General features: G+C 70.8%; 12 protein-coding genes and 1 tRNA gene. 9 read left to right on the top strand and 4 right to left on the bottom strand.

Annotated elements, in window-relative coordinates; genetic code table 11:
* Position 1: 1 nt before the first annotated feature.
* The 3 genes from AB0B39_RS14715 to AB0B39_RS14705 are packed head-to-tail and all read left to right on the top strand — an operon-like array spanning position 2 to position 2622.
* Complete coding sequence (locus AB0B39_RS14715; RefSeq protein WP_357574544.1) at positions 2-934, top strand: ROK family protein; 933 nt, start codon at positions 2-4, stop codon at positions 932-934.
* A complete protein-coding gene (locus AB0B39_RS14710; protein ID WP_357495516.1) occupies positions 931-1608 on the top strand; it encodes an N-acetylmannosamine-6-phosphate 2-epimerase in 678 nt (225 codons plus the stop codon). Before AB0B39_RS14715 ends, AB0B39_RS14710 begins: the two co-directional genes overlap by 4 nt.
* A gap of 48 nt (positions 1609-1656) precedes the next feature.
* Entirely contained in the window at positions 1657-2622 is a 966-nt protein-coding gene (locus AB0B39_RS14705) for an acetylxylan esterase (RefSeq protein WP_357574543.1), read from the top strand.
* Positions 2623-2643: 21 nt separating this feature from the next.
* Here the strand turns inward: AB0B39_RS14705 and AB0B39_RS14700 are convergent, their stop codons facing one another.
* Together AB0B39_RS14700 and AB0B39_RS14695 are read right to left on the bottom strand one after the other, a co-directional pair.
* Positions 2644-3099, bottom strand: a complete 456-nt coding sequence (locus AB0B39_RS14700) for an Rrf2 family transcriptional regulator (RefSeq protein WP_357495512.1) — start codon at positions 3097-3099, stop codon at positions 2644-2646.
* Positions 3100-3106: 7 nt separating this feature from the next.
* On the bottom strand, positions 3107-4099 hold the full coding sequence (locus AB0B39_RS14695; protein WP_357495510.1) for a helix-turn-helix transcriptional regulator: 993 nt from the start codon (positions 4097-4099) through the stop codon (positions 3107-3109).
* Positions 4100-4287: 188 nt separating this feature from the next.
* Here AB0B39_RS14695 and AB0B39_RS14690 point away from each other — a divergent pair, with 188 nt between their 5' ends.
* Positions 4288-5064 carry an SDR family oxidoreductase gene (locus AB0B39_RS14690; RefSeq protein ID WP_357574542.1) on the top strand — a complete coding sequence of 259 codons (777 nt, stop codon included), beginning with the start codon at positions 4288-4290 and terminating at the stop codon, positions 5062-5064.
* 107 nt (positions 5065-5171) lie between these two features.
* Here the strand turns inward: AB0B39_RS14690 and AB0B39_RS14685 are convergent, their stop codons facing one another.
* Positions 5172-5603: an SsgA family sporulation/cell division regulator gene (locus AB0B39_RS14685; RefSeq protein WP_007457244.1), complete on the bottom strand. Its 432-nt coding sequence runs from the start codon at positions 5601-5603 to the stop codon at positions 5172-5174.
* Positions 5604-5876: 273 nt separating this feature from the next.
* Between AB0B39_RS14685 and AB0B39_RS14680 the strand changes: the two genes are divergently transcribed.
* The 4 genes from AB0B39_RS14680 (at position 5877) to AB0B39_RS14665 (ending at position 7537) form a co-directional block, all read left to right on the top strand.
* The gene (locus tag AB0B39_RS14680) at positions 5877-6455 is read left to right on the top strand and encodes a PGPGW domain-containing protein (RefSeq protein ID WP_357574541.1); all 579 of its coding nucleotides are present in this window, start codon (positions 5877-5879) and stop codon (positions 6453-6455) included.
* Positions 6456-6505: 50 nt separating this feature from the next.
* Positions 6506-6577 (top strand) — tRNA-Val (locus AB0B39_RS14675).
* A gap of 58 nt (positions 6578-6635) precedes the next feature.
* Entirely contained in the window at positions 6636-7046 is a 411-nt protein-coding gene (locus tag AB0B39_RS14670) for a hypothetical protein (protein WP_357574540.1), read from the top strand.
* A 104-nt stretch (positions 7047-7150) separates the two neighbouring features.
* On the top strand, positions 7151-7537 hold the full coding sequence (locus AB0B39_RS14665) for a VOC family protein (RefSeq protein WP_357574539.1): 387 nt from the start codon (positions 7151-7153) through the stop codon (positions 7535-7537).
* A 347-nt stretch (positions 7538-7884) separates the two neighbouring features.
* Here the strand turns inward: AB0B39_RS14665 and AB0B39_RS14660 are convergent, their stop codons facing one another.
* Positions 7885-9168 (bottom strand): hypothetical protein, encoded by a 1284-nt coding sequence (locus AB0B39_RS14660; RefSeq protein WP_357495501.1) that lies wholly within the window; start codon positions 9166-9168, stop codon positions 7885-7887.
* Between the two features lie 204 nt (positions 9169-9372).
* Here AB0B39_RS14660 and AB0B39_RS14655 point away from each other — a divergent pair, with 204 nt between their 5' ends.
* Positions 9373-9846, top strand: coding sequence for a VOC family protein (locus AB0B39_RS14655; RefSeq protein WP_357495499.1), 474 nt, complete (start codon positions 9373-9375; stop codon positions 9844-9846).
* Positions 9847-10223 lie beyond the last annotated feature (377 nt).

Genomic DNA, 10223 nt, shown 5'->3' with positions numbered 1-10223 from the left:
CATGCCCACGGTACGCACGCCCCCGGTTGTCGCCGCGCTCGACATCGGAGGCACCAAGACGGCCGCCGCCATCGTGACCCGCGACGGCGAGGTCATCGACCGACTCACAGCCCCGACCCCTGGCCGGGCCGGGGCGACCGCCATCCTCGACAACGCAGCCGATCTCGTCGGTCGGCTGCGGTCGAGGGTGGCGGGACGAGTCGGTGCCCTCGGTGTCGGCAGTGCCGGTGTGATCGACCCCCGGACGGGCCTGGTGCTGTCGGCCACCGACGCCCTGGCCGGCTGGGCCGGTACGGACCTGCGGGGACGACTGCGCGAGCAGTTGGGCGTACCCGTGTCCGTCATCAACGACGTCCACGCGCACGCCCTCGGTGAGGCGCGGCACGGCGTCGCGGCCGGCTACGACACGACGCTCTTCATCGCCGTCGGCACCGGCATCGGCGCCTCCTTCGTCGTCGACGGCGACGTGCTCACCGGCGCCCACTCGACGGCCGGCCACGCCGGCCACCAGCCCTCGCCGTACGCCGGGCAGTTGCAGTGCACCTGCGGCGGCCAGGGCCACCTGGAGGCCATCGCCTCCGGCCCCGCCCTCACCGAGGAGTACGTGCGGCGCACCGGCCAGCGGGTCGACGACCTGCGGTCGGTCGCCGCGCGGGCCGCGGACGGCGACGCGGCGGCCCGGGACGTGATCCTGCTGGGCGGGACCGCCGTCGGCTCGGCGGTCGGCGGGCTGGTCAACATGCTCGACCCCGGTGCCGTCGTGATCGGCGGCGGCGTCGCCGGCCTCGGCGACCTCTGGTGGCAGGCCCTTCGCGCCGCCGTACGGCGGGAGACCCTGCCCAGCCTGGACGACGTGCCGGTGCTGGCCTCCACCCTCGGTTCGGACGCCCCACTTCTCGGGGCCGCCACGCTCGCCTGGAAGGGCATCTCATGAACGCGCTCATCGAAGGACTCCGCCACCGGCTGGTCGTCTCCTGCCAGGCGTACCCCGGTGAGCCGATGCGCACCCCGGACACGATGCGCCGGGTGGCCCTCGCCGCCGCCCAGGGCGGAGCCGCCGGCATCCGCGCCCAGGGCCTGGCGGACATCGCGGCCATCCGGGAGGCCGTCGACCTGCCGCTGATCGGCCTGTGGAAGGACGGGAACGACGACGTCTTCATCACCCCCACGCTGGAGCACGCGCTGTCGGTGGCCCGGGCCGGCGCGCACGTCGTCGCGCTCGACGCCACCGCGCGGCCCCGGCCGGACGGCCGGAGCCTGCGCGAGACCATCGCCGCCGTCCACCAGTTGACCGGGGCTCTGGTGATGGCGGACTGCTCCACCCTCGCCGAGGGGATCGCCGCCGCCGCGGCGGGCGCCGACCTGGTCGGCACCACCCTGGCCGGCTACACCGCGTACACCACCAAGCAGCCCGGACCGGACCTGGACCTGGTCGCCCGGCTCGCCGCCACCGTCGACGTGCCGGTGGTAGCTGAGGGCCGGATCCACACGCCGGCGCAGGCTGCGCAGGCGCTGCGGGCGGGGGCGTGGTCGGTGGTCGTGGGTACGGCGATCACCCACCCCGCCACCATCACCGGCTGGTTCGCCTCGGCGATGGCCGCCCGGTAGCGCAACCCCCCCACACACTGACAACCCTGCTGTCACGGAGGCCATGCTGTGGCTCTGAGCGATCTCACCCTCGCCGAGTGCTGGGCGTACCGACCCGAGTTGGACGTGCCGAAGGACCTGGACACCTTCTGGGAACGGACGCTGGGCGCCGACGAACCCACGGCGGCGACGTACGAGCCCGTGGACACGGGTCTGACCCAGATCCGCACGTACGCGGTCACCGTCGCCGGCTTCGGCGGCGAACCCGTGCACGGCTGGCTGCACCTGCCGGCGACCGCCACCGGGCCGTTGCCCTGCGTCGTCGAGTACCTGGGGTACGGCCGTGGCCGTGGCCTGCCCCACGAGAAGCTGTTCTGGGCCGCGGCGGGCTTCGCCCACCTGATCATGGACACGCGGGGTCAGGGCTGGAGCGCGGCGCCCGGCGTCACCGCCGACCCGGACCGGTACCCGGCGGGAACCGTCCCGGGTTTCCTCACCCGCGGCGTCACCGACCCGGACGACTTCTACTACCGCAGGCTGATCACGGACGCGGTCCGGTTCGCCACCGCCGCCGCCGCGCATCCCGCCATTGACGCCGACCGGATCGCCGTCACCGGCATCAGCCAGGGCGGCGGCCTGTCGCTGGCCGTGGCCGCGCTGGTCCCCGGTGTCGCGGCGGCCATGCCCGACGTGCCCTTCCTCTGTGACGTCCGGCGTGGCGTCCAGGTCGCCGGGGCGGGCCCGTACGGCGAGATCACCGAATACCTCGCCCTCTACCGCGACCGGGCCAGCCAGGTGTTCCACACCCTGTCGTACGTCGACGCCGCCGTGCTCGCGTCCCGCGCCACCGCGCCCGCGCTGTTCTCCGTCGCCATGATGGACCGGACCTGCCCGCCCTCGACCTGCTTCGCCGCCTACCACCGGTACGGCGGTGACAAGGAGGTGCGCGTGTACGAGTTCAACGACCACGAGGGTGGCGCGGCGCACCAGCAGGTCGAGCAGCTCACCTGGCTGCGCGCGCTCTTCGGCTGCTGAGGGCGGCCCCGCCGCCCGGCGTCAGCGTGGTTCCCAGGCGTCGGGCAGGGCGGTGAGCTTGCGGACGTGCGCGGGCAGCCGACCGCTGACGATCTCGGCGAGGCTCACCTCGTCGACGACCCGCCGTACGGCCGCGCGGACCGCCACCCACAGGCCGGGCAGGTTCTCCGCCGCGCCCTCGTAGCGGGTCTCCTCGGGCCGCAGGCCGCGTACACCCGCGAGGGGGCCCTCCACCGCGCGCAGCACCGCGCCGACGGTCACCTCGCGGGGCGGACGGGCGAGCGTGTAGCCACCCTCGGCGCCGCGCTGGGCGCGCACGATGCCGGCCCGGCGCAGATCGGCCAGGACCGCCTCCAGGAACTTGCGGGGCATGTCCTGTTCGGCGGCGATGGCCTGGGTGGACATCAGCGAGGGGTACGCGGTCGCGAGGCTCAGCGCCGCCCGTACCGCGTAGTCGCCGCGCGCGGAGATCTGCACTCCGCCATCATGCCCGCCCGGTGCCGCCGCCCGCCCCGGTGGGCTTCCCGGACCGCGTGGCGTGACCGCCGTTGGCCGGTTCGGCGGCGGCGCCGGAGCGGAACCGCCCGCCGTTGGCGCCCGTCGGTTCGGCCGCCGCTCGGGGCCGGACGACCCGGCCGGTGGCCGGCTGATCACGGGTGGCGCGGAACGCCCCCGGGCTGACCCCGATCTCACGGGTGAAGAACCGGCCGAAGTTGGTGGGCTCGGAGAAGCCGAGCTGACGGCCGATCTGGGCGATCGGTTCGTCGCTCGCGGCGAGCAGCCGGGCGGCCTGCAACGCGACCCGCTCGTCGATGACCTGTTTGGCGCTGCGACCGGTCACGGCCAGGCAGGCCCGGGTCAGGGTCCGCACCGAGCAGCCGAGCGCGGCGGCATAGTCCTCGACCCGCCGGGTCAGCTGGTAGCCGTGCTCCACCTCCCGGCCGAACCGCTGGAACGTCTCGACCTCCGGCCGGTGCCCGGACCGGGCCAGGCCGGGCAGGGTCAGCCGCAGCAGCAGCACGGCGAGCTGGTGGCGCAGCAGCGCACGACCGGCCGGGGCGCCGCCATGCCGCTGGCAGTCCACCGCCAACTGGCTCACCTCGTTGATCACCGCGTCCTCGTCCTCGCCGGCCAACTGTCGCCAGGTCTGCGGGGCGTCCGGATCGACGGCCAGGCCGTGCAGCGCCTCGGCGGTCCAGCCGACCACCGTCGCGTCGAACTGTGGGCCGACACAGCGCAGCACCTGGCCGGCGCGGACCCGCAGCAGCGTGCCGGGCCGGCACGGCAACAGGTGGAAATCCAGCTCGGCGTCGCCGTGACCCCTGGTGGTGAGGATCAACAGCTCCCGCTCGACGAACACCGGCCGCCGCCAGCCGGGGTCGCCGGCCAGGTCGGCAAGCGCGAACGTGGAAATCTCGTCGGGTACGGGTGACGCCGTTCCGATCGATGGCGCGGGGGAGGGATCGGTGGAGACCATCGCCTGCGACGGTAGCCCGAACCGCAGGTCACCGCATCCCGATCTCGTGTGCGGCGGCGGCGAGGCTTGTCGCGATCCCCGCGGCCGGGCTACGTTACCCGGCGGTAGCGCTGTGCGGTCCGCGGCCGCCCGGCGCCCGCCGTCCGCCCGACCGCCCGGCGGACCCGCCGACACGCGATGGGATGGGCATGACGCAGCTGTTCTCGGTCGAAGGCAAGACGGTCCTGGTCACCGGCGGATCGCGGGGGATCGGGCTGATGATCGCCCAGGGCTTCGTCCGCGCCGGCGCCCGCGTGATCATCTCGTCCCGCAAGGCGGACGTCTGCGAGGCGGTCGCCAAGGAACTCTCCGCCGAGGGCCACTGCGAGGCCATCCCCGCCGACCTGGGCACCGACGCGGGCGCCGAGGCCCTCTCCACCGCCGTCCGGGAGCGCGTCGACCGCCTCGACGTGCTGGTCAATAACGCCGGCGCCACCTGGGGCGCCCCGCTGGACAACTACCCGGAGGCCGCGTTCGACAAGCTCTGGGCGGTCAACGTCAAGGCCGTCTTCCGGCTCACCACCGCGCTGCTGCCGGCGCTGCGCGCCGCCGCCAGCGCCGACGACCCCGCCCGCGTGATCAACATCGGGTCCATCGACGGCATCCGGGTGCCGTTCATGGAGGTGTACGCGTACTCCGCCACCAAGGCGGCAGTGCACATGCTCACCCGCAGCCTCGCCCACCAACTGGCCGGCGAGCAGATCACCGTCAACGCGATCGCGCCCGGCCCGTTCGAGAGCAAGATGATGGCGTTCGCCCTCGACGACCCGGCGAGCAGGGCCGCCATCGAGCAGCAGGTGCCGCTGGGCCGCATCGGTCGCCCCGAGGACATGGCCGGCACCGCCATCTACCTCTCCTCGCGGGCCGGCGCGTACCTCACCGGCGCGGTCATCCCCGTCGACGGCGGCATCACCACCCACGGCTGAGCGCCGGCCACCCCCGGTCGGGCTGCCCGCGTACCCCCGGGGTGTGCCAGGGCCGCGCGGACTCGGCAGATCCGCGCGGCCCTGTCTGGCCGGTGTTGCTCTTTTTCTCAGCGACCGGCGAGCAGCCGGTTCACCGCCGTGTCGACGTCCAGGTGCTCGGCCTCGCGGCCGCGCGGGACGACGACGTACGTCCGTCGAAGGAAACGCACCAGGACGCTGCGCGGCACCTCGAAGAGGGCGTTGCCGTCCGGTGACGAGAGGGCCAGCGCGACGAAGTCGCCCCGCGGTGTGGCCCAGGGCCAGACCCGCACATCGCCGATGCCCGCCGGCTCGTCCAGGCCGGTGACCAGAAGTTCGCGAGCGAACGACCAGCTCACCGCCTCGCCCCCGGCCGATTCGGCATGGAACAGGACATGGACCGCATACGGGTCAGCAGGGTCGTAACGCAGACTGGCACGCACCGGCAAGGCGGTGGCGTCAGGTGCGACGAGCCTTAGCGACGTCTCGACCTCTACGGTCGTCGGTCGGATGACACTCATGGACGTTCTCCCCCCGGCACCGCTGCGGAACGCGCGTGTCCCGCTTTTCCCATACTCAGGTGCTACTCCTGGCTACGCTCCGCCATACGCTGACTTCACCCAGTGGTGGGAAGGGGGACGGAAAGACCGCGTGAATGTGAGCATTCATGTAGGATTTCCGGTTCTGCCCAGTGCGTGATTCCGCCCGGCGTCGGGTGGCTCAGTCGTCGACTTACTCCGGTAACGTCCAGTCGGCCGTTGCAGTGACGGGCCCGAGCGACACTGGGGGGTGAAATGGTCACGAACCGATCCTCAGTGGATCCGGTGGCCGCGTCCGGTCCGCCGAAAGTCGCGGTCCGAGCAGCCGAAAAGCGGGGGTACGACGTGCCGATGGAGCAGCCCGAGCGACCCGGACGGTCGACGCCCGACACGGGCCGTACCGGCGGCGTCCTCGTCGTCGGCGAGCCGCCGAAGCGACCCCACTGGCGGCAGCGGATCTCGACGACCCTCGACCTGATCCGCGCCAACCCCACCGGCCGGATCGCCCTCAAGATCTTCATCGCCATCGCCGGCGCGCTGGTCGTCACCATCGGCATCGCCCTCATCCCGCTGCCCGGGCCGGGCTGGCTCCTGGTCATCGCCGGCCTCGGCATCTGGGCCGTGGAATTCCACTGGGCCCGCCGACTGCTCGGCTTCACCCGCCGACACGTCCACGGCTGGACCCGCTGGGTGACGCGACAGTCGCTGCCACTGCGCTTCGTGCTCGGGGTCGTCGGCCTGCTCTTCGTGGGCGCTGTGGTCTGGCTCTCACTCAAGCTCAGCTTCGGCATCGACGTGGTGGCCGAGGCGATGCGGTACCTCACGACGCACTGACCCCGGATTTCCGGTCTCGTTCCACGATCGGGTAGAGTCAACGGCGCTGAGGGCGATTAGCTCAGTGGGAGAGCGCTTCGTTCACACCGAAGAGGTCGCTGGTTCGATACCAGCATCGCCCACTCTCAGTTTCTGCAGGCCAGAAGCCCGTTGCCGGATCAATCGGTAACGGGCTTCGCCGTGGGCGTGCTCACGCTGCTCACCCTGGTATTCGTCGCCCTCCTCCCGTCGGGGCTGACCGCCCTGCTCGGCTCGTTCACCAATGTGGCCGTGGCGGCGTTGCTCGTGCTCGGCGGGTATGCCTGGGTTGTGAGCCGCGCGGTCCGGCGCCATGGCACCGCCCCGATCGCCGCAGTGGGTGTCACGCTGCTGGCCACGGCGGCCTGGCTCGCGGTGGACGATGCCTGGCGGAGTCGGCCGGAGCCGCGCGGCAGCGACGCCTTCTACCAGACGGGTGTCAGTGTGTCGGTGGCCGTCGAGACCGGGCCCGACGTCGAGACCGCCGTCGCCGTCGCGGCGCTGCTGCTCGGAGCCGCCCTGACCGTGCTGGCCTGCGCGAGGCTCAGCACGACCCACAGCGAGACGCGCTGAGCCCGGCGCCCTCCAACGGTGACTTCTGAATGTCGAGCGCGCGCGTCTGCCGATGAGCGGCTGTTCGCTTCGCGTTGCGCTCCGGATTGCCTACCCTTTTCCCTATGACCGTCATCTCCGTCATGCTCGCGGTGCCCGATGCCGCAGCAGCCTCTGCTTGGTACCAGCGAGCCCTTGGTGCCACTGAGCTGTGGAACCTGGGATCGGTTGTCGGACTCCAGCTCGACGGGGCACCGTTCTTCGTCGCGGAACCCGCGAACAACGGCTGGGAGAGCCCGACGGCGCTCGGCAGCACCTCGGCGCGGGTCGAGGTCTTTGTCGACGATCCAGACGCCGTCGTCGGTGGTGCTGCTGCGGCAGGAGCCGACTACCACGATCCGGTACGCGACCACTCCGCGCCATGGGGCACGCACCGCCAGGGCGGCTTCTTCGACCCATGGGGTCATCTCTGGCTCGTGGGAGACAAGTCGCCGCTACGGCGTCATGGGTAGTCGATGTGGCGTGGGGACGGACCGATCTCGACAGACCGCCGGGCTGAGAGAGCGTCCGGAACTGCCGCTGACAATGCGCGACGATTCGTGAGCGACGCTATCCGGACACCGAGCATCGGCGCCGACTCGTCCGACCCGTTGACTCGCCACGGGTCCGGGTCTGGCCGGATCGTCCAGCCGGGGCAGCAGCGATCATGTGATGCCGCGCCTCCGGTAGTCGGTGCCTGAATTATTTAGCGGCAGCGGTGGCATGCCCGTCGGGTAGTCGCCGCCGATGCGGTACGTGAATGCAACTTGGACCGCGCGCGGGTGAGAGCGGCGACCAGGTCCATGTGGTCGTTCGTGGTTTAGCGGACGACGAGCGCGTCGCCGATGCGTAGGACTTCGCCGTCGTGGTGGATGTGCTGACCGTCGTTGAACGCGGTGCTGGTTATTCGGAACCGTGACGGGTGGGTGAACTCCTCGCTGGTGAGAGTCCACGGTACTGCGGGGTCCGCGCCCGGCACTGCGGCGAGAAGGACGGCACAGCCGTCGTGAGGTACGTCGTAGTCGTCGTGGGGCTCGTCGTACCGTGCGTGACGTAGCACGACCGGGCCGTAGTGGATCGCCTCAGGTGGCACCGTGGGTGGTATGTGACGCCACCGTCGTTCAAGCTCCACGAACGCCGTCTGACGCTCTGCTCCACGACGCGTGCTCGCGCTGAGAATGGCGCTGCCCGCGTCGGCCGCGATACGGCAGATGTCGAGGATCGGCACGCCGGCGGCAAGGTTCGGATAGTGGTGGACGAGTCGAGCATGGTTCATCAACATGACGAGCGCTTGGGCGGCGGCCCGTTGCGGTGCGCTCAGGGTCGACGTCTGTAGCGGCTTCCGTCGTTGTGGCCGTGCGTGTGGCGTGGTGAGGTCGGCTGCCTGGCCTGCCGTTGACTCGTTCCATCGCGGGTCGTCGGGCCAGACTGAAGCCTCGGTCGCCAGCAGGCGACCGGTCCGCCCAATTGTCACGGCCAACCCGGCGTCAGTGCGGCTTACGGCCATCCCGATCCGGTCCTCGGCGTCGAACTGCAATTTGGTGACCCCGTTGAGGGTGAGCCTCAGCGGCGCGGCCGGCCAGGGCTTCCTGGATCCGTCCCGCGAGATGCGTCCGGCAGTGGGTGTGAACCGTCGTGGAGTGGCCAGGGTCAGGTGTACTTGCAATCCCTCGTCCGACGGTTGGGCGGTGAGCGAGCGCACGCTGCCGTTGGCGAGGTCGTAGTCGTGGACAAGAGCATCGATGATTCCAGCGGTCAGCCGAAAGGCGCCCGGGAAGACGCGTCCTTGGTAGTCCCGATGTACGGAACGCTCCGGCCTTGCGGTGGGAAGCACCTTGTCCAGGCTCGGGTCGAGATCGACCATCAGCCGGCGTCGGTCGGCCCCGAGGTCAGCCATCCACCGCAGGCCGGCGCTTGCTCGTCTGGATCGAAGTGGCCAGGGAGCACATGCCGCGCTCACCAAAGGCACGGCGTTATTGTCCCAGATATCAGCGATGCGGCCGATACGAGTCGCGTCGAAGCTCCGGGCGTCCGTGGCCATTGCGGCGATCTCCCCGATGGAGCGATCGAGCAGCCCTGCGAAGGCTTCCAGCAGCGAGCTCACGTCGGCGAGTATGGCACCGCGCGAAAAGGACGGCCGCGTCGACCACGAGGCGACGTGCCAGGGGGACGCTCCACGATCGATGGGGCTGCTGGCGCCCGCGCTGGTGCCAACCAAGGCAACGGGCCGGGAGCAGGTTGGACGCAGCGGGCTGTCTAGAACAGCCTTGAACTGCGTCCAACGGCATCGAACTGCCCTGACGGTGAGGTGGAGGCGGCACCGCTGCTAAAGAGCGTGCAGGTCATCGATGGTCAGCCTGAATTCATCGAACTGATGGCCTGTGGGAGTGGGCGGCACATCGTCGCTATGGTCGGTGTCGTGGAGACACTGGGCCGACTTGCCGGAGTCACGGTCGACTGCCGGGATCCGCAGCGACTGGCTGACTTCTGGTCCGTGGTGCTTGGAGGACGCGTGACGGAGTCTCTTCCCGGCTGGCGGCGCGTCACTGTCGCCGGGGACGGCCCGGTGCTGACATTCCAGCCGGTTCCGGAGCCCAAGGCCGGCAAGACGCGACTACACCTCGACATCGCCGTTACCGACGTTGACGAAGCGGTCGATCGGATCGGGATGTTGGGCGGGCGGTGGACAGGTGAACGGCATGACTACCACGAGGGCGCGGTCCTCGTCATGACCGACCCGGAGGACAACGAGTTCTGCGTCGTGCAGTACTACCGGGTGTGATCTGGTTCGGCTTTCGACCGAGCATCCGAGACCTGCTGATGGCGTCGTACGCACCGTCGTCGTTGCACACTGATCACAAGCGGCCGCGAGAGCGTGGAGCCGTCGACACACTCTTCTGCCGCTGACAAGGCGCGGTGCTCGTGGGCGTGCTTTCCCAATTACCGATGCGGCTGAGGGAGCCAGCGCTGGTGCCAACCGCAGCGCTGGGCCGGCAGTTCAGGAGCGGTCGGCGGCCCGGTGCGAGCCCGGTCTAGGGGGAGCAGGCTGGGAGCAGTCGGCGGCATACGGGATGGTGAGCTGCGGTGGCAAGTCTGTAGGGGTACCGAGGAGAGGCAGCTTGGTGCCGACGCGTGAAGATTTCACACAAGGTGCGCAGT

Origin of the sequence: Micromonospora sp. NPDC049114, assembly GCF_040648635.1 — a bacterium.
Lineage (GTDB): Bacteria > Actinomycetota > Actinomycetes > Mycobacteriales > Micromonosporaceae > Micromonospora.
This window is presented reverse-complemented; position numbering and strand designations above follow the sequence as displayed.

Coding starts and splice junctions, on each gene's coding strand:
- AB0B39_RS14715 (WP_357574544.1), top strand. CDS start 2: ATGCCCACGGTACGCACGCCCCCGGTTGTCGCCGCGCTCGACATCGGA.
- AB0B39_RS14710 (WP_357495516.1), top strand. CDS start 931: ATGAACGCGCTCATCGAAGGACTCCGCCACCGGCTGGTCGTCTCCTGC.
- AB0B39_RS14695 (WP_357495510.1), bottom strand. CDS start 4,099: ATGGTCTCCACCGATCCCTCCCCCGCGCCATCGATCGGAACGGCGTCA.
- AB0B39_RS14690 (WP_357574542.1), top strand. CDS start 4,288: ATGACGCAGCTGTTCTCGGTCGAAGGCAAGACGGTCCTGGTCACCGGC.
- AB0B39_RS14685 (WP_007457244.1), bottom strand. CDS start 5,603: ATGAGTGTCATCCGACCGACGACCGTAGAGGTCGAGACGTCGCTAAGG.
- AB0B39_RS14680 (WP_357574541.1), top strand. CDS start 5,877: ATGGTCACGAACCGATCCTCAGTGGATCCGGTGGCCGCGTCCGGTCCG.
- AB0B39_RS14665 (WP_357574539.1), top strand. CDS start 7,151: ATGACCGTCATCTCCGTCATGCTCGCGGTGCCCGATGCCGCAGCAGCC.